The organism is Acidithiobacillus sp. AMEEHan (assembly GCF_030996345.1).
Taxonomy (GTDB): domain Bacteria; phylum Pseudomonadota; class Gammaproteobacteria; order Acidithiobacillales; family Acidithiobacillaceae; genus Igneacidithiobacillus.
In genome coordinates, this window is sequence record NZ_CP118747.1 from 548600 (window position 1) to 570371 (window position 21772).

The window sequence follows — 21772 nt, forward strand, 5'->3', positions numbered from 1 at the left end:
GTTCTCTCAAAGAATGGACAGCAATTTGCACGAGGCATCGAGCAGAATTTCCTGGGAGGGCTCGACCAGAATCTTCAACTTGTCAGACTGATGATAATGTGCAGGGTTAGGCCAGCGGAACAGGACGATGGTCGGCCGGCCAAGAGCGACACTCATGTGGTAGGGGCCAGAATCGCTGGAGACAAAAAGATCGCAGCTATCGATGATGCCGCTCAAAAGACCGAGGGATCCGGTACCAGCGAGATTCTCGATTGCTGATTCTCCCCAGCGTTGACGGTATCCGTGTACGAATTCTTCATTGATGGCCCACTCGTTTGGGGCACCCGTGAGCAGCATCTGGAAGGGACGCAACTGCATCAGTTTTCCGAAGCTCTCGATCAGAAGATTAAGGGAAGGTCTTTTGGCCGCGGCGTCCGGGGTTCCGCAACCGATGTTCAAGCCCACCCTCGGCATCCCAGAAATCCGCGGATTCCGCTGCTGCCAGTCACGTCCTTCCGTGCCTACCTGCAAACAAATCTGCTGTCCCGCGCGCTCTATCCCCAGCGCCGAGAGCGCGGCAAAATCCCGCTCGGTGTAGTCCATTGGCCAAGACAAAGCGCGCTCCCGGGCATAGCGCTCTAAAGACGGACCGGCATAGTCATACAAGAGCCCACGTCCTGGTACTTGGGCCACCCCGACGGTCACCGCGTGTGAACTCCAACGGCGCAGATACCGCGTCGCAATCGTGGTCTCGATACCATGCGGCTCATGGTCGATGATCAAGTCCGGCTGGATTTCCTGGCCAAGGCGACGCAATTCCGGCAGCAATGATCGCCAGCCTTTCGGCCCCACCCCCCGCATTCCGGCAAAGCGGCCCTCCCTGAGGGGTAAGAAATGGGCGCTACTGAGCAAGTGGTGTTCGGCAATCAGTTCCTCGCTGGGGTAGCCTGGCCAGCGAGTGAGAAAAAACAGATGCAGTTCTGCCTGTGGCCAATGCCTTTTGAGGGCCGCCCAAGCTGCAGAACTGCGCAGAATGTCGCCAATGCCGGCACTATGGGACTTGATGAGCAGGATACGCCGGGGATGGCTGGGAAGGGGGCGGCGCAACATATCAGGCTATCGACCTTGGGGCCTCAACAGAACGCAGAAATTCCTCGGCAACCCTCTGCGCGGCAAAACGCTGCACGAAGACCGGTCCCTCCTCGGCCAGACGGGTTCGCATGGCAAGGTCTTGGGCGAGGGCGAGAATGGCCTCGCGCCATGCCCCAACTTCGCCGGGGGGCAGGAGGAGGCCAGATTTGCCCGGCGCAAAGGCCTCAGGGATGCCGCCGATCTCAGCCCCGAGTACCGGCAAGCCAGCAGCCTGGGCCTCCACCAGCACCCGCCCAAAGGTATCGGGCTCAACGGAAGGAAGAGCCAAGGCATCCATGGCGCCGTACCAAGGCGTCACGGCATCAGTCCAACCCAGTAAATGCTGCCAAGGCTTTCCTGCCAGATACTGACGGAATTCCGCCTCGTGCGCGCCACCACCGATCCACAGACCATGGATGCGCGAGTCCTGCTCGTGGGCGGCATCGATGGCATCGGCCAGGGTAAAAATCCCTTTGCCGCGATGCCAGGCCCCCACATAGCCGAGCAGAAAAACCTCATCGCCGATGCCGAGCTCCGCCCGCCGCGCTTCCCGCGCCCCCGATGGCGGGACGAAATCCGCAAGCCGCACGGGGTTGGGTAGATATTCCACCCGTGCTGCAGGAATGCCCTGGGCCCGCAAGCGCTGCTGCAGGTACCGGGAGATGGCCACGAGGCGCAGCGGCCAATGGGAGAGGAGCCAGCGGGTACTGGGGCGTAGGCGCAGATCCATGTGCCGGAACAGCAGCAAGGGAATACGGTGCAGACGACTGAGCAGCGCCAAGGGCCAATATTCCTTGCTGAAACTGCCCACCAGCAGCTGCGGCCGCAGCTGCCGCAAGGCTCGATCCAGGGCAGCGATACCGCGCGGATCGGCACTGTTGTGGAAGATACCGGGATGCAACTGCACTGGCGAAGCCGCAAGCGCCGCCGCGATCTTGCCTTGGGGATGGACTAGTGCGTGGCATTCCACCCCCTGCCCGGCGAGGGCGCGCAGCAGGGTGATCATGTGGGTCTCGGTGCCACCGCCACCGGGGTTGGTTCCCACCCAGAGCAGTGGCCCCCTCATCCCGCTTGCCTCTTCACCCAGCATCCTTCAAGGCCGCGGGCGATCTTCATAGCGGGTCCAGAGCTGCAGTGGCAATACATGGGGAAGATGGTGTCCGCCCACGGTAATGCGCGGCAAGGTAAGGAGATCATCGCCAATCCGCGCCCGGCCCCGGCGCGTACTCACCGCCGCTCGGAACGCACTTTTGGCAACCAGATCCCTCTCCCGCGTACCCCATTCGCCATAGGGATAGCAAAAACTCCCCAGCTCCCGGCCCAACAAGTCTTCCAAGTCTTGCTTGCTACCAGCAATCTCCGTCTCGGCCTCGCGAGCAGACAGAGCAGGCAGATGGACATGCGCACGGGTATGAGCGCCGACTTCCATCCCGGCATCCGCCCATTGCCGCAGCTCCGCAATCGTCATCAAGGGCTTCTCGACCCCAAGCTCGGCAGCATCCCATCGATTGTGCGCACCCAAGGCACCAGACACCACAAAGCAGGTCGCGCTGAAGCCCCGCTGCTGCAGGACCGGCAGGGCATGCTCGAGATTATCGCGATAGCCATCATCAAAGGTAATGACCGCGATTTTCCCCACGCGCTCGCCGCGCAGGTAGGGCATGGCATCTGCTAGGGACAGGCCACGATACCCCGCCCAAGCCAAGAGGGCCATCTGCCGGGCAAAACGCCGCGGCGAAACGTAGAGACCGCGCAGGCGCACCCGTGGCGGCGCGTGCTTGATGTTGTGATACATCAGGATCGGGATGGCGGGCATCTCAGGGCTTTTCGGGCACCCGACGGCGTATCACGTAGGTCGTCTTCCCCTGCCCTTCGAAATAGATGCGCGACAGCATCTCGGCGACGATGCCGGTGTTGAGGAACTGCAGCCCGGCAAGGAAGAAGAGCACCCCGGCAATGAGCATGGGCCGCCCGGAAATGGCGGCACCTTCGGCAAATTTATCGATGAAAAGATAGACCAGCATGCCGCTACCGATGAACAGGGAAAACAGCCCAATCACCCCGAAGAAATGCATGGGCCGCTGGCTGTAACCCAGGAAAAATTTGACGAAAAGCAGATCCACCAGGACCCGGAAAGTGCGCGTGATGCCGTACTTGCTCTTGCCGGCCCGCCGCGGATGGTGCCGCACCGGGACCTCGACGATGCGATCGGTATAGGTGAGGGTCGAGAGCCAGGCAGGAATGAAACGATGCATCTCCCCATACAGACGCACCCCCTGCAGGACGGAGGCGCGGTAGGCCTTGAGGGTACAGCCATAGTCGTGCAAATGCACACCGGTGAGGCGGCGGATGAGGCGGTTGGCGATGCGTGAAGGGATTTTGCGCAGCAGCAGACCATCCTGCCGGTTCTTGCGCCAGCCGGCTACCACATCGAGATTTTCCGCCAGCAAACGTTGTGCGAGGGGCAGGATATCTTGCGGGTCGTTCTGCAGATCGGCATCGAGGGTGACGATGACCTCGCCCCGCGCGGCGTCGATGCCCGCCTGCATCGCTGCCGTCTGGCCAAAATTGCGCTGCAGATGGATGATCGTCAGTACCTCTGGCCATTCCGCCTGGGCGCGATCGAGGGCGGCGGCGCTACCATCACGGCTGCCATCGTCGACAATGATGACCTCGACATTGGCATCAGCCAATGCGGCACGCAGGGCGGCTACCAAGGGCTCGACATTGTCGATTTCGTTGTAGAGCGGGATGACGACAGACAATTCAGGCATTTTCGCTCCAGGCAGCGAGATAGGCGCGGGTGGCTTGGGCAGGATCGGCGGCTTCGAGGATCCCCGACAGTACGGCGACTCCCTGTGCACCTGCCTGTCGTGCCAGCGCAACCCGCTCCGGTGTCATTCCCCCGAGGGCAATCACTGGCAAGGCAGCCGGCGCCACCCATTCGGCAAAGCGCTCGGGACCCAGGGCCTCGGCGCCGGGGTGGGTGGCGGTAGCAAAAAGCGGCGAGAGAAAGGCATAGCGGGCGCCGAGACGGGCGGCCTGCTGCAGGCAAGCGGGACTGTGGCAGGAGACGCCAAAGGCTTGCTCGGGACGCAAGCCGTGTGCGAGCTGTGCCTCGGTCAGGTGACGACCGGCCACAGGCCAATTCGGCAGGGGGTCCGGGTGGTTCAGGTAGACCTGCACCCCCGCATCCTGCAGCTCGCCCAGAAAGGCCGGCAAGCGCTGCGCCAACTCCGCCGCGATAGGTGTCTTGCAGCGCAACACCAGGGCGCGCAGACCGGCATCAATGGCGGCACCCAGGGCAGGCAGAAAACGCTCCGTTGCCACCCGCGCCGGGTCGGCAATGAGCCAAAGGGGGGGCTGGGGCAGCAGGTCATTCAGCAACTTGGCCACCACCGGCAGGTTGGGAGCGAGGCAGTCGAGAGCGGCAATCTCCCAGGGATGAACCCAACGAATCTGTTGGCCTTCGCGTCCGTAGGGTTCGCCCTCCCAGCGACGCAGCAAATAAAAGTGCAAGGCAACAGTGCGCTCCGGGTACGGATGATCCCGGCGCAGCAGGGGCTCCGCTACCTGTACCCGGACACCGATTTCCTCGGCCAACTCGCGCGCCAGGGCCGCCTCTGGGGCCTCGCCGGGCTCGATCTTGCCACCGGGAAACTCCCAGAACCCCGGCCATGGCTTACCTTCCGGGCGCAGAGAAATCAGCACCTTCCCATCGGCGCGCTGCAAAACCCCTGTGGCCACGGGCACGACCGCCATGCATCAGCTCCGGTAGTCGGCGTTGATGCGCACGTAGTCGTAGGAAAGATCACAGGTCCAGATCTGCTCTTCCGCCGACCCGCGTCCCAGATCGACATGGATGGGAATCTCCGCCCGAGCCATGACCGCCTGCCCTGCCTCCTCGCTGTACTCGGCCGCACGGGCGCCGTTGCGCACGATGCATAGATCGCCAAGATGAATCTGTACCCGTTCAACAAGGAGATCTTCCACCCCCGCCGAACCGATAGCCGCCAACAAACGACCCCAGTTAGGATCCGACGCAAAAAACGCCGTTTTGATGAGCGGGCTATGGGCCATCCGGTAGGCCACCTGCAGACACTCGGATTCGCTGCGTCCACCACTGACCCGGATAGGGATGAACTTGCTGGCCCCCTCACCGTCGCGAACGATAGCCTGCGCCAATTCCATTGCCACCTCGGTGATTGCGCCAATCAAGGTGCCTGCCTCGCCCAGCGCCAGGGGCGCATTGCCCGCCTGACCGGTGGCGATGAGTATACAGGCATCATTGGTGGACATGTCGCCATCAACGGTGATGCGATTGAAGGAACGATTCACCGCCCGTTCCAAGATCGGCTGCAGCGCCTCCGGCGCAACGGCCGCGTCCGTGGCGATGTAGGCGAGCATGGTGGCCATGTCCGGGCGGATCATGCCCGAGCCCTTGGCGATGCCAGTGACAGTTATGCGCTTACCGGCGACTTCGAACTGGCGCGAGGCGCCCTTGGCTACCGTATCGGTGGTGCGGATCGCCTCGGCAGCCTCCAGCCAGCGGTCCTCGGCCAAGGCTGGCAGACAGCGTGGCAACGCTGCCGCGATCTTGCCCGCCAAATCGACCGGTTCCCCAATCACCCCGGTGGAAAAGGGCAAGACTTGCGAAGGAGCACAGCCCAGGGCCTCCGCCAGCACGCGACAGGAATCCTGTGCCGCCGCCAGGCCGGCCTCCCCGGTTCCGGCATTGGCGTTGCCAGTATTGATGATCAGGGCACGGATGCCTTGGCCGGCGGCGAGGTGCGCCTCGGCCACCAAGACCGGCGCTGCACGAAAGCGGTTGCGGGTGAAGACCCCTACCACCTGCGTCCGCGGGGCGAGCTCCATCAAGGTGAGGTCGCGACGTGCGGTATAGCGGATCTGCGCTTCGGCGACGGCAATACGCACGCCAGCAACCGGCAGAAGGGAACTGGGAGGATCGAGAGCAACGGGCATGACAGGATCTCAGGCGAGGCGACCGCAACAGTGTTTGTATTTTTTGCCGGAACCGCAAGGGCAAGGCTGGTTACGACCCACCTTTTGCGTGTGCACCGGCATCGCCGCCAACCCAGCCAAGGCAGCTACGGCGGGGAGGTCGCGGTCCTCGTCTTCACTGGAACCACCCGGCAGATCGGGATGCTGAAAGACCAAGCCCTGATTCGTCGGCCGACTCGGGAAGAGACTGCTCCAGTCCAGGGCCTCGGCAGGCGTCTCGCTGACCGGGCTGACCTGCACATGCGACAAGGTGCTCACAATTTCTTCGCGTACCCGCGCCAGCATGGCATTGAACAAGGTCAAGGATTCGCGCTTGTACTCCTGCTTGGGGTTCTTTTGCGCGTAGCCACGCAGGTGGATCCCTTCGCGCAGATGGTCCATGCTCGCCAGATGATCCTTCCACTGGCTATCGAGCACCTGCAGGGTGACGCTCTTTTCCAGATGCCGAGCCATCTCCTCGCCCATCAGTGCTTCGCGCTCCTGCCAGCGGGCATGCACCGCCGCCAGAATCCGCTCCTGCAACCCTTCATGGTTCAGGGTGCGATCGGCTGCTAGCCATTCCCCCACCGGGAATTTTTCGGCAAAAATCCGCTCCAGGGACATTTCCAGCCCCTCGATATCCCACTGCTCTTCCATGACGCCCGCCGGGGCATAGTCTTCGAGCAGGGCTTCCAGCACATCGACCCGCAAGGATTCCACTTCACTGTGCAAGTTGTCACTGTCCATGAAGGCATTACGCTGGGCGTAGATGATCTTGCGCTGCTCATTGGCGACATCGTCGTACTCGAGAAGCTGTTTGCGGATATCGAAGTTGCGTGCCTCGACCTTGCGCTGGGCATTTTCGATGGACTTGGTCACCCAGGGATGCTCGATGGCCTCTCCCGGCTGCATGCCGAGTTTCTGCATCAGGCCGCCGAGGCGATCGCTGCCGAAGATGCGCATCAACGGGTCTTCGAGGGAGAGATAAAAACGGCTGCTGCCGACATCTCCCTGACGACCCGCACGACCGCGCAATTGGTTGTCGACGCGGCGCGACTCATGACGCTCAGTGCCAATGATGTGCAAGCCACCGGCGGCCAGGGCCGCTTCGTGCTCCTGCTGCCAGCCATCGCGCAGGGCAGCTATCTGCTCTTCCTTGCTGGCCTCGTCGAGATCTTCCCGCGCCTTGATCATCTCGATCTGATGCGCGACATTGCCGCCAAGGACGATGTCGGTGCCCCGCCCCGCCATGTTGGTGGCAATGGTCACCGCACGGGTTTTGCCCGCCTGGGCGATGATCTCGGCTTCGCGCTCATGTTGTTTGGCATTGAGTACCGCGTGCGCGATCTTGCGCTCGTGCAGGCGCCGTGACAGGTACTCATTGTGCTCGATGGAGGTGGTACCGACCAGAACTGGTTGCCCCCGCTGCTGGCAATCGTTGATGTCATTGATGATGGCATCCCACTTCTCTTCCGCCGTGCGGTAGATCTGATCGGCAAGGTCCTTGCGCTGAATGGGGCGATGGGTAGGAATGACGACCACTTCGAGGCCATAGATCTGATTGAGCTCGAAGGCCTCGGTATCGGCGGTGCCGGTCATGCCCGACAGCTTTTCGTACATGCGGAAATAATTCTGGAAGGTGATGGAGGCCAGGGTCTGGCTTTCGTTCTGGATCTCCACCCCTTCCTTGGCTTCCACCGCCTGATGCAGCCCGTCGGACCAACGCCGGCCAGTCATCATACGGCCGGTAAACTCGTCGACGATGCAGACCTCGCCATCGCGGACGATATAATCCGTCTCGCGGTGGTAGATATGATGCGCGCGCAAGCCCTGATTGAGATGATGTACCAGGCTCACATTCTGCACGTCGTAGAGGTTACCTTCGCGAAGCAGGCCATTGTCGATCATCAACTGCTCGGCCTTTTCGACCCCCTCTTCCGTGAGCAGCACCTGCTTCGCTTTTTCATCGATGGTGAAGTCTTCGTCGGCGACGAACTGGGGGATGAGCGCATTCACCTTTTGATACAGATCGGTGTTTTCCTCAGTGGGTCCGCTGATGATCAGCGGCGTGCGCGCCTCGTCGATGAGGATGGAATCTACCTCGTCGATGATGGCGTAGTGCAGACCACGCTGCACCCGCTCGGCGGGCGAGAAGGCCATGTTGTCGCGCAGATAGTCGAAGCCGAACTCGTTGTTGGTGCCATAGGTGATATCGGCGGCATAGGCCGCGCGGCGCTCCTCCGGCGAAAGATTGGCAACGATGGTCCCGACGGATAGGCCCAGAAAGCGGTGCACGCGCCCCATCCACTCCGCATCACGCCTGGCCAGATAGTCGTTGACCGTCACCACGTGCACGCCCTTGCCGGACAAGGCATTGAGATAGGCCGGAAGGGTGGCGACCAAGGTCTTACCCTCACCGGTCCGCATCTCGGCAATCTTGCCTTCGTGCAGCATGTAGCCGCCAATCAACTGCACATCATAGTGCGACATGCCCATCACCCGGCTTGCCGCCTCGCGCACGGTAGCAAAGGCCTCGGGCAGGATGCCGTCCAGCGACTCCCCCTTTCCGACCCGCTCGCGCAGGCGCATCGTCTGCCCTTGTAGCTCCGCATCGCTCATGGCGCGATACTGCTCCTGCAGCCCATTGATCCTGGCGACAACGGCGCGGGCTTTCTTGATCAGGCGGTCGTTGCGACTGCCCACCACATGACGGATGATGGTTCCCAGCATGAATGCCAAAACTCTAAGTCAAAAAAATATGCCCGAGGGTAGCACGAAGCCCGCGCGGACGAAACGCCGCGCCCGCGACCAAATCGGGCCCGCTCTCGCTGCTGTGTTCCGTCATGGACAAGCGCTGCATGGTCGGCAGATGGATTGGAATGCCCTGCTGAGCCTGGAGGCCCAGGAACGCAGCTGGTTGCTGGACTGGCGGGAGGGAACTCTGCAGGTCCTGGTGGAGAGCAGCGTCTGGCTGGCCTGGTTGCGACGCAACCAGAAACGCATCTGCCAGCAGTGGAATAGCCGTTTTCCCGATGAACCAGTGGAACGAATCGTTGCCGTGGTGCGACCGTGGCGGCCGCCGATGCTTACGTCGCGTCCAGTCAACCGTACGCAGATCGCCGGACCCGCGCCGGACGCCCTGCGCAAGTTGGCAGAAAACAGCGACGGCGCCCTCGGCGCCGCCCTCCAACGACTGGTACGGACCCTGGATCAGGCCGGGACCGTCGCCAGTGAATCAACAAAGGAAAACGGTGCTTTCTCCGGCGAGGAATAATCCACATATTCCCAGGCATCTTCGCGCTGCAGCAGCAGGCGCAGAAGCTGATTGTTGAGGGCGTGCCCCGCCTTGTGACCAGAGAAATGCCCCAGCAACGGATGCCCCAGCAGGTAGAGATCACCAATGGAGTCGAGCACTTTGTGACGGACGAACTCGTTGGCGTAGCGCAGGCCATCTTCATTCAGCACGCGATAGTCATCGACAACGATGGCGTTGTCGAGATTTCCGCCCAATGCCAGCCCCATGCGTCGCAGGGTCTCCACTTCCCGCATGAAACCGAAGGTACGCGCTCGCGACACTTCCTTCAGATAGGAGGTGTGGGCAAAATCGACGCTGACTTCCTGGCCGCCATTGCGCACGACCGGATGATCGAAATCGATGGTAAAGCTGACCTTGAAGCCATCGAAAGGCTCGAGACGCACCCAACGGTCGCCATCGCGCATCTCCAGCGTCTTGATGATGCGGATGAAGCGTTTGGGAGCGTTCTGCTCCTCCACACCGGCACACTGGATGAGAAAGACGAAGGGCGCGGCACTACCGTCCATGATCGGCACCTCGGCACCGTCCAGGTCCACATACACATTGTCGATCCCGAGGCCAGCCAGGGCAGACATCAGATGTTCGATGGTACCAACGCGCATTTCCCCATCGCCGATATTGGTGGACAAGCGCGTGTCGACCACATGCAAAGGATCGGCTTTGATGTAGGCTTTGCCGGGGAGATCACTACGATGGAAGACGATTCCCGTATTCACTGGCGCTGGGCGCAAACCGAGATACACCTTCTTGCCACTATGCAGACCAATCCCGGTGCCCCAGATCATGTTTTTCAGAGTGCGCTGTTGAATCATCTACCTTTTTGCGATCGCCGGGATCGCCCTCCCACGTTTCACTAGAGCTAACGATACAACGACTGTTGCGAAGTTACAACTTTCTTCTGTCGCGCCAGTGTAACGCCACCCCTCAGGGCCGCGCAATCACATTTGACATCCATTCACGATTCCCCACCCATTCCTCCACACGTTCTGATACACTCATCATTCCAACACTGCGGCGAAACATTCCACTAGATATTTTGAGGACCCTTGCATGGCAACACCGAGCAACAAGAAGACCCTGATGACGCTGTATTCTGCGCAGGACTGCGTCTTTGCCCATCGCGTTCGCTTCGTACTGGAAGAGAAGGCCATGGAGTATCAGGTAGTCGATATCGACTTCGCTGACAAGCCGGAAGACCTCTTCGCACTGAATCCCTACGGCGAGGTACCCACCCTGGTGGACCGTGACCTGGCCGTCATCGAATCCTTCTTGATCATCGAATATCTCGACGAGCGCTTTCCCCACCCTCCCCTGATCCCCGTCGACCCCATCTCGCGCGCGCGCGTCCGGGTGGGACTGATGCAATTTGATCGCGACTGGTTCAACCCCTTATTCCGACCTGGATACAGCGAGCAGGACAAAGTCGCCGCCAAGGATTCCTTGCGTCGTTCCCTGGCTCAGCTCAGCACCCTGTTCAGCCAGCAACGCTACCTTTTTGGTGATGAGCTGTCCATCGCCGACTGCGCCTTGGCACCACTGCTGTGGCGCTTGCCAAGTCTCGGCATCGAGATTCCCAAGGGGGCCAAGGCTACCCGAGATTATGCGGAACAGATTTTTGCTCTGGAAAGCTTCCAGCGTAGCCTGACCCCGGCAGAAAAAGCGCTGCGCTGATGGCACTTTCGGTAACCGGTCTCGATCACCTCGCGGCCGGGCTCTTCGCCCGTTGCCAGCGCGATCCCAGCGGAAATATCGCCTGGCAGCGGGTGGGGGAGCAGTTACTTCCCCTGCGCGCCGCCGACTTCGCGGAAACCGTGCGACGCCGGGCGCGGGCGCTATCCCGTCTGGGCATCCGCCGCGGGCACCGGGTTCTGCTCATGGCTGCCAATTCCGTCGATTGGGCCATTCTCGATTTTGCCATTCTCAGCATTGGCGCGGTTACCGTGCCGCTCTATGCGAGCCTTGGGGCACGCGAAATTCACTATGTTCTCGGTGACTGCAGCCCCAGCCTGATCCTGCTGCAGAATGGGGAGATCTATAACCGTCTGGAGCCCGCGGCCTGGGGGGTCGCGCCCAGCCATGTCTTTCTGCAGGAGCCCGCGATGGGGATGGCCACTTGGAAAGACTTGGACACCTTGGGAGGTGATGGGGAGGCGTCACCGGCGGTCCCTGCAGAGCCGTTGCGTCGGCAAGACCTCGCCAGCATCGTCTATACCTCGGGCACCACTGGCTGGCCCAAGGGCGTCATGCTGAGTCACGGAAACTTTCTCAGCAACATCGAGGGCTTTTTGCACCTGGTACCGTTACGCGCTGGGCAACGACTCCTTTCCGTCTTACCCCTCAGTCATGTCTTTGAACGTGCCACCGGCCATTTTGGCGGTTATCTCCTGGGTCTGGAGACCGCCTATGCCGAACGGCCCGATACCGTGCTGCGCGATCTGGCCGTCACCCGTCCCGATCTGTTGATTGCCGTTCCACGCATTTTTCAAGTGCTCTACGATCGCACTTTGCGGACCCTCAATGATCGACATGACTGGCTGGGGAAATTTCTGCGCCAAGGCATGGGGCTAGAAGGACAGGCGCGGGCGAATTGGCAACAGGCGGTGAGCAGTTATCTGCTGCGCAAACGGCTGCGCAAGAAGCTTGGAGGACGGCTGCAATACTTCGTCTCCGGCGGCGCCGCTCTGGACCCGGCCATTGCCCGGTTTTTTCTGCAGCTCGGCTTACCCATTCTCGAAGGCTATGGCATGACGGAGGCGAGCCCGGTCATCGCCGCCAACCCACTGCACGCCATTCATCCGGGAAGCGTGGGTAAGCCCTTGCCCAATATCGAGCTGCGCATTGCCGAGGATGGCGAGATCCTCGTCCGTGGTCCTTCCATCATGCAGGGCTACTGGAACAACGACACCGCAACCCACGAGACCATCGTGGAGGGCTGGTTACACACCGGTGACGTGGGCGAACTGGATGCCGATGGATATTTGCACCTCACCGAGCGCAAAAAAGAGATCATCGTCAACAGTGCCGGGGAAAACATCGCGCCACAAAAAATCGAGATGCGCCTGTGCAGCCAGCCGCTCATTTCCCAAGCAGTCGTCTTCGGCGATCATCTTCCCTACCTGATCGCGTTGCTCTACCCCGATCCGGAGATCGTGCGCGACACTTTGGGGGAAAATCCCGATGCACGGCAGCTCGAACAGGCCCTCCGCCAAGCCGTCGATCACGCCCTGCATGGCCTGCCGAGCTTTGAGCAGGTGCGGCGCTTCGCCATCTTGCGTGAACCTTTGAGTGAAAGCGCCGGCACCCTCACACCCACCCTGAAGGTGAAACGGCGCCGGGTCGCCGAACGCTACGCCGCAGAGCTCACCGCCCTGCAGCGCTGATCCAGCGCTGCAGGCTAGTCGCCCATGCGCCCATGTTTGTGTACTGAGGCGCTGTGGCCCCAGGCTTCCAAATTCTGCACCTGCACCCCTACCCACCAATACTCCGCCACGCTGTCCTTGCCATGCCCGCCCACCAGCGCCTGACCTGGCGCCAGATGGACATGCTCCAGCAATTGTCGCGCCGCGTCCTTGCTGCGAAACACCGACCACGCCACCACCCGCTCTATGGGGGTCACCGACGGCAGTTCGCGCGCTTCATCCAGAAATTTGTCATCGATCATGGCAGTCCCTCCTCGCATCAACTTGTGTTTTGAGTATAGTACCCGTCCAGTGGGACGCGGAGTTGTACCGCGCAGCAAAGTGCGTATAGTGCGCCGTGGAGTGAGTCAGACGACCGCCGCGGAGCGATCCGGGGAGGAAAGTCCGGGCTCCACAGGGCAGGACGCCGGCTAACGGCCGGGAGGCGTGAGTCTACGGAAAGTGCCACAGAAAACATACCGCCCAAGCGTGCAAACGCCGGTAAGGGTGAAAAGGTGCGGTAAGAGCGCACCGCGCTCCCGGTAACGGGAGTGGCAGGGTAAACCCCGTCCGGAGCAAGACCAAATAGGCGCACCAGGCTGTGGCCCGCAGCGTGCGCGGGTAGGTTGCTGGAGCCGGCTCGTAAGGGTCGGCCTAGAGGAATGGTCGTCCACGACAGAACCCGGCTTATCGACTCACTCCACTTTTCCCCACTGACCAGTCGTTCTCGCCATCTAGGCAAAAAATCCACGTAAATTTAGATGCTTGTCGACTTTTCCTCAGAAGTCGCACGAAAATCACTTCAGGAATCGCTAAGATACAGAAAATATAAGTCTTTTTGCCTTGACACAAACAAGACCGATCCTTAACCTTGTCGATGTGGGAAGAAGTGGGGCAAAGTGGTAAAAAACGGAGAGCCACCCGGTCATGTTTCGCGGCACGCATTGTCATACTCTAGACAGCAAGGGACGTCTCAGCGTGCCGGCGCGCTTTCGTGACCAGCTCAACGCCCTGTGCGACGGGCAGATCGTGCTCACCATCAACCCCACCAACGAAGCTGCCGAGCGCTGCCTCTGGGCCTATCCCCTGCCCCGCTGGGAGGAAGTCGAACGGCAGGTAGCCGATCTTCCCAGCACCCAGGCCAGCACCCGCCGCTTCCAGCGCCTCTTCATCGGCCACTCGGAAGAACTCCGTCTCGACAATCAGTCCCGCATCCTCCTGTCCGCCAATCTGCGGCAATATGCGCAGATCGAGCGCGACGTCGTGCTAGTGGGGCAAGTCGGCAAGTTCGAGATCTGGGATGCAGAGCTCTGGCAGCAACAGCAGTCTCTGTCCCTTGACGAAGACCTGCTCGCCGGCCTTGGGGAGTTGCGGCTATGAGCGGCGCTCACCAGCCGGTACTGCCGAAGGAAGTGCTTGCGGCGCTGCAACCGGTCTGGCAGGCCCCAGGGCCGCGACGCCTGGTGGACGTCACCGGAGGACGGGGCGGCCACAGCGCCCTGCTCCTGGCACAACTGGAAGTCGATGATCGGCTCTGTATCTTCGATCGCGATCCGGCGGCCATTCAGTCGCTTGCCAAACGCTTTGCCGACGATCCGCGCGTGGATCTGGTGCAAGCACCCTTCGACGCCCTGGCGCAATTGCTGGTGGCACGCGGCTGGCTCGGACGGGTGGACGCGATCCTCGCCGACCTGGGCGTATCATCGCCACAACTGGATGAGGCCGAGCGTGGCTTTAGTTTTTTGCGCGACGGTCCACTGGACATGCGCATGGACCCCAGTCAGGGGCTGTCTGCTGCCGAGTGGCTGGCGCAAGTGGAGTTTCGCGATTTGCGGCGCGTACTACAGGAGTATGGCGAGGAGCGGGCGGCAACGCGGATCGCCAAGGCGATCATCGCGCGACGCGCGGAAAGACCTCTGCTGCGCACGCGCGAGCTCGCGGAGCTGATCGCGGACCTGCTCCCCGTAGGCAAAGGCATCCACCCCGCCACCCGCAGCTTCCAGGCGATTCGCATCCAGGTAAATGACGAACTCGGCCAACTGCAGCGTTTCCTGCCCCAGGCTTTGGTTGCCCTGCGCCCCGGTGGCAGACTGGCGATCATCAGCTTTCATTCCCTCGAAGACCGTCTGGTCAAGCATTTTTTCCGTGCGCAAGAAGCGCGTCCCGATCCTCGCCTGCCGTTGCGTGCGGCGGAGTTGCCCGCCCATCCGTGGGTGGAGATCAGCCCCGCCATACGCGCCCAAGAAGCCGAAATCGCTCACAACCCTCGTGCCCGCTCGGCGGTACTGCGTGCGGCGAGCAAGAATCCGGAGTTTCGCCATGCGTCGTAGTACGATCATTCTTGTCATCCTGATCACGCTGACCTTGTTTGGCATTGTCGCCGCCCGGGAAAGCAGCCGGGCGCAATTCATCCATCTGCAGGCACTGCAAAATCGTATCTTCAGCCTCAACAACCGTTGGGGGCAGTTGCAGCTGGAGCAGGCAACGTTGGCCTCCGATACTCGTGTTGGCGACATCGCCCACCAAAAGCTGGGGCTCGAGGCGCCGAAAAACAGCCAGATCATCATGGTGAAGTCACAGTGAGCACGCTGGCACAAGCGCCCCTGCCGGTTTGGCGACCGCGTCTGATCTTCGGGATGCTGGGCGCTGGATTTTGCGCCATTCTCTACCAGTCCTGGCAGACCCAGGTGGAGCAGAGCGGTTTCCTGCGCGCCCAGGGTCAGCAGCGCTACCAGCGGCAACTGCCACTGCCAGCGCCAGCGCGCGGGGAGATCTTCGATCGCGATGGCCGAGCCCTGGCGTTGTCCGTGCCCAGCAGCACCCTCTGGGTAGACCCCAAGGTTTTTGCGCAACAGCAGGCGCGCTGGCCAGAGCTGGCCAAGGTCTTGGGAATATCGCCAGCAGAGATTGGTAAACGCCTGCAACACAGCGGTAGCGCCTTTGCCTATCTGCTTCGGCAGATCGACCCGCAACTGGCCGCACGGGCGCTCGCCTTGGGCATCCCCGGGCTGCATGAAATGCAGGAGTACCGACGCTTCTATCCCAGCGGGCAGATCACTGGTCCGTTGCTGGGTTTTACCAATATCGAAGGAGTTGGTAGTGAAGGCTTGGAACTGGCCTATGATCACGTCCTGCGCAGCCGAGCTGGCCAGCGCGAAGTTCTGCGCGACAATCACGGCCACTTGCTGTCCAGCGCCCCGGAACATATCAGCCACTCCGGCCAGCCCCTGACCCTGACGATCGATCGCCGCCTGCAGTATGCCGCCTACACGGCGCTGGCGGCTGCCGTGCAGCGTTTTGCCGCGCGCTCCGGCTCAGCCGTCCTCCTCGATGCCCACAGTGGTGCCATACTGGCAATGGTCAACTATCCGGCGAGCAATCCCAACGATCGGGAGCACTATGATCCCGCCGGTGCCACGGATCGCGCCATCACCCATACCTTCGAACCCGGGTCCGTAATGAAACCCTTTGCCGTTGCCGCCGCTCTGGATAGCGGCAGTATTCAGGCCACTAGCCACTTCGATGTGAATACCAACTGCTTTCGTGTCGCCAATTATTGCATTCAGGACGACGCCCGGCACGGCACCCTCGACATCGGCCAAATTCTCAAATACTCCAGCAACATCGGTGCAGCAAAGATTGCGCTGCGTACCCCGGCGCCAGATCTCTATGGCTTGCTCAGCCGCGCTGGGTTCGGGCAATCCGTGGGCTTGGGGTTGCCCGGCGAGAGCGCGGGCCGCCTGCCTGCCGATCAACAATGGGGACCAGCAGCGCATGCCGCGATCGCCTACGGCTATGGCATCTCGGTGAATACCCTGCAACTGGCCGCGGCCTATGCGGCAATCGCCAATGATGGCGTCTACGTCACACCGCATTTGCTGTTGGGACAGCGAAGCAACGAGCGGCAGGTAATGTCGGCCAGCACCGCCGCCGATCTGCGCAAGTGGCTGGCCGGGGTCGTCGCCCCGGGGGGTACCGGCTTTCTCGCGGCCATCCCCGGCTACACGGTAGCCGGAAAGACCGGCACGGCGGCCATGGCCAACGGCAAGGGTGGTTTTCACCGGCATCAGGTCAATACCAGCTTCGTCGGCTTTGCGCCGGCGCAGAATCCGCGCTTCGTCATGGCCGTGACAGTGCGTGATCCTACCCAAGGGTGGCGCTATGGCGGTGTCGTCGCGGCACCCGTCTTTCGCAGCACCATGAGCGTGGCCTTGCGCAACGCCGGCATTCCGCCCCAGGGAGGGACTGCCCAGGCCATTCGCCCACGGAGCCTTGCCGAACAGCAGCGCTGGGCAGAAGGAGCGGGTGATGTCCAACATTGACACCCTCGACCAGCTCCTCCCGGAATTGCAGCCTGCACGAGCCATTCCGATTACCGGCATCGACAGCGACAGCCGCCGCCTGCGCGATGGTGGGCTCTTTGTCGCCCTGAACACGCGCCATGGATCCGCTGCGCATTTTCTGCCCGATGCCTGGCAGGCGGGTGCCGTCGCTGCCATCGTCGAAGCGGAGCAGGAAGGGTTTACAGCAACCGACGCCGGTCCGGTATGGTCGCGCCCCGATGCCCGCGCGCTCCTGGGGCTGGCCTTGCGCCGCCACCACCGCTGGGATGCGGACGCAAGCCCCCAGCTCATCGGGGTGACCGGGACCAATGGCAAGAGTAGTGTGACACGGCTGATCGCCCAACTGGCGCCGGCGCCGGCACAGATCATCGGCACCCTCGGCCATGGGCCGGTGGATGCGCTGCAGGCACTGCCCAACACCACCCCCGAGGCGGTCGAGTTGTGGCGCCTGCTGGTCGCAGCACGTGCCGCCGGGGCGCAGACGGTCAGTATGGAAGTCTCCTCCCACGCCCTTGCCCTGGGGCGGGTGGCCGCGGTCCCCTTCCACGTCGCCGTCTTCACCAACCTCACCCAGGATCACCTCGACTTTCACGGCGACATGGCCAGCTATGGCGCGGCCAAGGCGCAGCTCTTTCAGATGCCGGAACTGCAATATGCCATCCTCAACGCCAATGATCCCTTCACTGAGCAACTGCGACAAAAAATTGCCGCGCGGGTCGAGATTCTGGACTATGGATTCGGCGCGGGTGCCATTGCCGTGCGCGACTACCATCCGGGTGCCAGCGGTACGCTGCTGGAGCTGGATACGCCCCAGGGCAGACGTCGGCTGCGCAGTCCTCTGCTCGGGCGCAGCAACACCTACAATCTGCTGGCGGCACTGGCCTGCGCGACGGCCCTCGGCTGGGAGCTCGATGACGAGCAGATTGCCCGCCTCGACCTGCCGGCCGGACGCTACCAGTGTCTGCCGGCAGTGCCAGGCAAGGGACGGGTGATGATCGACTACGCCCATACCCCCGATGCCCTGGATGCCGTCCTGCAAGACCTGCGTGCTATCGCCAAAGGGAAGATCACGGTGGTCTTTGGTTGCGGCGGTGACCGCGACCGCGGCAAGCGGTCGCAGATGGGCGCCATCGCCGCGCGTCTGGCGGATCGGGTGATCGTCACCGACGACAACCCACGCAGGGAAGACCCGGAGCAGATCACCACCGAGATTCTGGCCGGGATCCCGGCCGGTCGGGCGGTCGTAGAACATGATCGGGCGCGCGCCATCCGGCTGGCCATCGCCGAAGCGCAGCCCGGCGACTGGGTGCTGATCGCCGGGAAAGGCCACGAAAGCTATCAGGATCGCGGCGGGCAGAAACAGCCCTTTGCGGACGCACAGCACGCAGAGGAGGCATTACGCCAATGATCGAGCTGAGTCTCCGGGAAGTCGCCAAGATCTGTCGCGGGAAAGTCCTTCCCGGTAGCCCGGCAGAGCTGCGCATTCGCGGGCTCAGCACCGATAGTCGCAGCACGCCAGCCGATTCGCTTTTCGTTGCGCTCTCCGGACCGCATTTCGATGCCCATGACTTTGTCGGCCAGGCACGCAGCAACGGTGCAGCGGCAGTACTCGTCAGCAGGGCGGTAGCCGAGCCCGGGGTCCTGGTCCCCGATACCCTGCAGGCGTTGCAAGACCTGGCCGCTGCCTGGCGCCAAGCTTGTCCTGCCAAGATCATCGGCGTCACCGGCTCCTGCGGTAAGACCACCGTCAAGGAAATCCTGGCGGCAATCCTGCAGGAGACCGGACCGGGCATCGCCACCCAGGGCAATCTCAACAACCACATCGGCGTGCCCTTGACTCTGGCGCGTCTCCGTCCGACGGATCGCTATGCGGTGGTGGAAATGGGCATGAACCACGCCGGCGAAATTCGGGCATTGAGCCGTATTGCGGCACCCGACCTGGCGATCATCAACAATGCCGGCACGGCGCACCTGGAAAATCTGGGGACGGTGGAGGCCATTGCCGCGGCCAAGGGAGAAATCCTCGAAGGATTGGGCGCCCATGGCATCGCCGTGCTCAACGCTGATGACCGCTTTTGTGCGGACTGGGCGGCCCAAGCACCGGGTGAAGTTTGGCGTTTCAGCCTGGAAGACCAGCCAGCGCGTGTGCGCGGCAGCTGGCGGGCGAGTGCGACGGGCGGGGAGATGCAGGTACGGGCGCCGCAGGGAAGCTTTGACCTGCAAATCCCCCTGCCTGGCCGGCATAACGGTGCCAATGTCCTGGCGGCGGTCACCGCGGCCCTGGCTCTCGACACTCCCATCGCCGCGATCGTGCGTAGCGTCGCCCAGCTGCGTGGCGTCTCCGGACGCCTGCAGTGGGTCGCGGGGCGGCAGGGCAGCCGTCTCCTGGACGATAGCTATAATGCGAACCCGGCGAGCCTGGAGGCGGCGATGCAGGTGCTGGCGCAACAGCCGGGCCGACGTTTTCTGGTGTTGGGGGATATGGCTGAACTGGGCCCGGAGGCACGCAGTTATCACGCCCAGGCAGGGAAACGTCTGCGGGAGTTGGGCATCGACGGGCTCTTTGCCACCGGTCCCCTGAGCGCGGCAGCGGTGGACGCCTTCGGCAGCGGCGCCAGCCACTTTGCCGATATCGGCGCCCTCGTTGCCGCCCTGCAGCCACGACTGGCGAGCGACGTCACGGTGCTGGTGAAGGGTTCTCGTGCCGCCCATATGGAACGGGCGGTCGCTGCCCTGCGGCAGGAGGCTAGCTGAATGCTCTACTATCTTCTGCTCCAGCTACAGAGTGTCTACCACGGCTTTCACGTCTTCTCTTACCTGACCCTGCGCGGGGTCCTGAGCATCCTCACCGCCCTGGTCTTATCTCTGGGTCTGGGCCCCATCGTCATTTCCCGTCTGCGCCAGTACAAAATCGGACAGATGGTGCGCAGTGATGGACCGGAGAGCCATCTGAGCAAGCAGGGCACCCCGACTATGGGCGGCGCCCTGATTCTGCTGGTCGTGCTCTTGACCACTCTGCTCTGGTCCGATCTCGGCAACCCCATGGTATGGATCGCCATGCTGACGACCCTTGCTTTTGGCACTGTGGGTTTCATCGATGATTGGCGCAAATTGCGCCGGAAGAACAGCAAGGGACTTTCAGCCCGCGGCAAATATGGCTTACAGTCGCTTTTCGCCATCGCCGCCGCCACCGCCCTGTACATCTGGGGCCAGGGGAGCGTACCCCACAGCCTGATCGTGCCTTTCGTCCCGCATGTGCTGATTCCGCTGGGCATCGGCTTCATCGTCTTCAGCTACTTCGTCATCGTCGGCACCTCCAATGCCGTCAACCTCACCGATGGTCTCGACGGTCTCGCCATTGTGCCCACCGTGATGGTGGCTGGGGCGCTGGGCATCTTCAGTTATGTGGCAGGCAATGCCGTCTTTGCCAATTATTTGGAGGTTCCCTTCGTCCCTGGCGCGGGCCAGTTGATCATCTTCTGTGGCGCCTTGGTCGGCGCGGGGCTGGGTTTTCTGTGGTTCAACACCTACCCCGCCGAGGTTTTCATGGGCGATACCGGCGCCCTGGCCCTGGGCGCGGCCCTGGCCATTGTCGCCATCGTCGCCCGGCAGGAGCTGGTGCTGGTGATCATGGGTGGAGTCTTCGTGGTCGAGACTCTCTCCGTGATGATCCAGGTCACATCCTTCCGCCTGACCGGCAAACGCGTTTTCCGCATGGCTCCCTTGCATCATCACTACGAAAAGAAAGGATGGCCGGAACCACGGGTGGCAGTGCGTTTTTGGATCATTACCGTGATCCTGGTCTTGATTGGCCTTTCGAGCCTGAAAATCCGATGAAGAAGATCGACTGGCGAGAACGCAGGGTGGCAATAGCCGGAGCCGGCAAGACCGGAGAGTCCCTGTTGCGCTTTGCCTTGGCACGGGGGGCCCAGTGCTCTTTGTGGGATACCCGTGCAACACTGGACGCCCAAGCCTGGCGGGAACGCTATCCGGGAGTCCATATCCATTTTGGCGACTGGCCAGAGGATGCCTTTTTGCCTTATGAGCGCGTGCTGTGCAGCCCGGGACTGTCGCCCATGACGCCGGCCCTGGCGGCTGCGCGGCGCGCGGGGATTCCGCTCTGGGGCGACATCGAACTCTTCGCCCAATGCGCAGAGGCGCCCGTCATTGCCATCACCGGCAGCAATGGCAAGAGCACCGTCACCACCCTGGTCGGCGAGATGGCGCAAGCGGCGGGGCTGCAGGTGGCGGTGGGGGGCAATCTCGGGACGCCGGCGTTGGACCTGCTGGCGGAGGAAGGAGATCCGGAACCCGAGCTCTACGTCCTCGAGTTGTCCAGCTTCCAACTGGAATACTGTGAGAGCCTGCGCCCACGCGCCGCGACCATCCTCAATATCAGCCCTGATCATCTCGACTGGCATGGCGATTTCGCCAGCTATGTCGCTGCTAAATGGCGCATCGCCCGGTGCATGGGCGCTGGGGACACCCTGGTGCTGCCCAGTCAGGATGCGGAGCTGCAAACGCCTCCCCCAACCTTTCTTCGGAGCTCTCATTACGCCGCTTCGGCCCCGGTGCCGTAGGCGAGATCGTCGACGCGCAAATCG

The 21772-nt window shown here is 62.2% G+C and carries 20 protein-coding genes and 1 other RNA gene; 12 read left to right on the forward strand and 9 right to left on the reverse strand.

Annotated features, from left to right (window positions below; genetic code table 11):
- Positions 1 to 6: 6 nt before the first annotated feature.
- From ORD17_RS02830 to secA, 7 genes are read right to left on the reverse strand one after another with little or no spacing between them, the layout of a single operon-like run.
- Entirely contained in the window at positions 7 to 1089 is a 1083-nt protein-coding gene (locus ORD17_RS02830; protein WP_308389389.1) for a glycosyltransferase family 9 protein, read from the reverse strand.
- A gap of 1 nt (position 1090) precedes the next feature.
- Positions 1091 to 2176 (reverse strand): glycosyltransferase family 4 protein, encoded by a 1086-nt coding sequence (locus ORD17_RS02835; RefSeq protein WP_308389390.1) that lies wholly within the window; start codon positions 2174 to 2176, stop codon positions 1091 to 1093.
- Between the two features lie 27 nt (positions 2177 to 2203).
- Complete coding sequence (locus tag ORD17_RS02840) at positions 2204 to 2926, reverse strand: polysaccharide deacetylase family protein (RefSeq protein ID WP_308389391.1); 723 nt, start codon at positions 2924 to 2926, stop codon at positions 2204 to 2206.
- Position 2927: 1 nt separating this feature from the next.
- Positions 2928 to 3884 carry a glycosyltransferase family 2 protein gene (locus tag ORD17_RS02845; RefSeq protein ID WP_308389392.1) on the reverse strand — a complete coding sequence of 319 codons (957 nt, stop codon included), beginning with the start codon at positions 3882 to 3884 and terminating at the stop codon, positions 2928 to 2930.
- Positions 3877 to 4872, reverse strand: a complete 996-nt coding sequence (locus ORD17_RS02850) for a Nudix family hydrolase (protein WP_308389393.1) — start codon at positions 4870 to 4872, stop codon at positions 3877 to 3879. The genes ORD17_RS02845 and ORD17_RS02850 overlap by 8 nt, the downstream gene beginning before the upstream one ends.
- Before the next feature lie 3 nt (positions 4873 to 4875).
- Positions 4876 to 6093, reverse strand: coding sequence for a bifunctional glutamate N-acetyltransferase/amino-acid acetyltransferase ArgJ (argJ, locus tag ORD17_RS02855; RefSeq protein WP_308389394.1), 1218 nt, complete (start codon positions 6091 to 6093; stop codon positions 4876 to 4878).
- 9 nt (positions 6094 to 6102) lie between these two features.
- Positions 6103 to 8841 (reverse strand): preprotein translocase subunit SecA, encoded by a 2739-nt coding sequence (gene secA, locus ORD17_RS02860; protein WP_308389395.1) that lies wholly within the window; start codon positions 8839 to 8841, stop codon positions 6103 to 6105.
- On the opposite strand from secA, the gene ORD17_RS02865 reads away from it, so the two are divergent.
- Positions 8840 to 9385: a DciA family protein gene (locus ORD17_RS02865; protein ID WP_308389396.1), complete on the forward strand. Its 546-nt coding sequence runs from the start codon at positions 8840 to 8842 to the stop codon at positions 9383 to 9385. The two genes, secA and ORD17_RS02865, sit on opposite strands and share 2 nt — an antisense overlap.
- On the opposite strand, the gene lpxC is transcribed toward ORD17_RS02865, so the two are convergent.
- Complete coding sequence (lpxC, locus tag ORD17_RS02870) at positions 9322 to 10239, reverse strand: UDP-3-O-acyl-N-acetylglucosamine deacetylase (RefSeq protein WP_308389397.1); 918 nt, start codon at positions 10237 to 10239, stop codon at positions 9322 to 9324. The genes ORD17_RS02865 and lpxC overlap by 64 nt on opposite strands.
- A 238-nt stretch (positions 10240 to 10477) precedes the next feature.
- Here lpxC and ORD17_RS02875 point away from each other — a divergent pair, with 238 nt between their 5' ends.
- Entirely contained in the window at positions 10478 to 11098 is a 621-nt protein-coding gene (locus ORD17_RS02875; RefSeq protein ID WP_308389398.1) for a glutathione S-transferase N-terminal domain-containing protein, read from the forward strand.
- Positions 11098 to 12807: an AMP-dependent synthetase/ligase gene (locus tag ORD17_RS02880; RefSeq protein ID WP_308389399.1), complete on the forward strand. Its 1710-nt coding sequence runs from the start codon at positions 11098 to 11100 to the stop codon at positions 12805 to 12807. The genes ORD17_RS02875 and ORD17_RS02880 overlap by 1 nt, the downstream gene beginning before the upstream one ends.
- Positions 12808 to 12821: 14 nt before the next feature.
- Here the strand turns inward: ORD17_RS02880 and ORD17_RS02885 are convergent, their stop codons facing one another.
- Positions 12822 to 13088 (reverse strand): hypothetical protein, encoded by a 267-nt coding sequence (locus ORD17_RS02885; protein WP_308389400.1) that lies wholly within the window; start codon positions 13086 to 13088, stop codon positions 12822 to 12824.
- Between the two features lie 97 nt (positions 13089 to 13185).
- Between ORD17_RS02885 and rnpB the strand changes: the two genes are divergently transcribed.
- The 9 genes from rnpB to murD all read left to right on the forward strand — a co-directional run bounded on the left by rnpB (position 13186) and on the right by murD (position 21748).
- Positions 13186 to 13531: RNase P RNA component class A (rnpB, locus tag ORD17_RS02890), an RNA gene on the forward strand.
- A 221-nt stretch (positions 13532 to 13752) separates the two neighbouring features.
- Entirely contained in the window at positions 13753 to 14205 is a 453-nt protein-coding gene (mraZ, locus tag ORD17_RS02895) for a division/cell wall cluster transcriptional repressor MraZ (RefSeq protein ID WP_308389401.1), read from the forward strand.
- Positions 14202 to 15155, forward strand: coding sequence for a 16S rRNA (cytosine(1402)-N(4))-methyltransferase RsmH (gene rsmH, locus ORD17_RS02900; RefSeq protein ID WP_308389402.1), 954 nt, complete (start codon positions 14202 to 14204; stop codon positions 15153 to 15155). Before mraZ ends, rsmH begins: the two co-directional genes overlap by 4 nt.
- Positions 15145 to 15408, forward strand: a complete 264-nt coding sequence (ftsL, locus tag ORD17_RS02905; RefSeq protein WP_308389403.1) for a cell division protein FtsL — start codon at positions 15145 to 15147, stop codon at positions 15406 to 15408. The genes rsmH and ftsL overlap by 11 nt, the downstream gene beginning before the upstream one ends.
- Positions 15405 to 17147: a penicillin-binding protein 2 gene (locus ORD17_RS02910; protein ID WP_308389404.1), complete on the forward strand. Its 1743-nt coding sequence runs from the start codon at positions 15405 to 15407 to the stop codon at positions 17145 to 17147. The genes ftsL and ORD17_RS02910 overlap by 4 nt, the downstream gene beginning before the upstream one ends.
- The gene (locus tag ORD17_RS02915; protein WP_308389405.1) at positions 17134 to 18576 is read left to right on the forward strand and encodes a UDP-N-acetylmuramoyl-L-alanyl-D-glutamate--2,6-diaminopimelate ligase; all 1443 of its coding nucleotides are present in this window, start codon (positions 17134 to 17136) and stop codon (positions 18574 to 18576) included. The genes ORD17_RS02910 and ORD17_RS02915 overlap by 14 nt, the downstream gene beginning before the upstream one ends.
- The gene (murF, locus tag ORD17_RS02920; protein ID WP_308389406.1) at positions 18573 to 19922 is read left to right on the forward strand and encodes a UDP-N-acetylmuramoyl-tripeptide--D-alanyl-D-alanine ligase; all 1350 of its coding nucleotides are present in this window, start codon (positions 18573 to 18575) and stop codon (positions 19920 to 19922) included. Before ORD17_RS02915 ends, murF begins: the two co-directional genes overlap by 4 nt.
- On the forward strand, positions 19923 to 21005 hold the full coding sequence (gene mraY, locus ORD17_RS02925) for a phospho-N-acetylmuramoyl-pentapeptide-transferase (RefSeq protein WP_308389407.1): 1083 nt from the start codon (positions 19923 to 19925) through the stop codon (positions 21003 to 21005).
- Positions 21002 to 21748 (forward strand): UDP-N-acetylmuramoyl-L-alanine--D-glutamate ligase, encoded by a 747-nt coding sequence (gene murD, locus ORD17_RS02930; protein ID WP_308389408.1) that lies wholly within the window; start codon positions 21002 to 21004, stop codon positions 21746 to 21748. The genes mraY and murD overlap by 4 nt, the downstream gene beginning before the upstream one ends.
- Positions 21749 to 21772 lie beyond the last annotated feature (24 nt).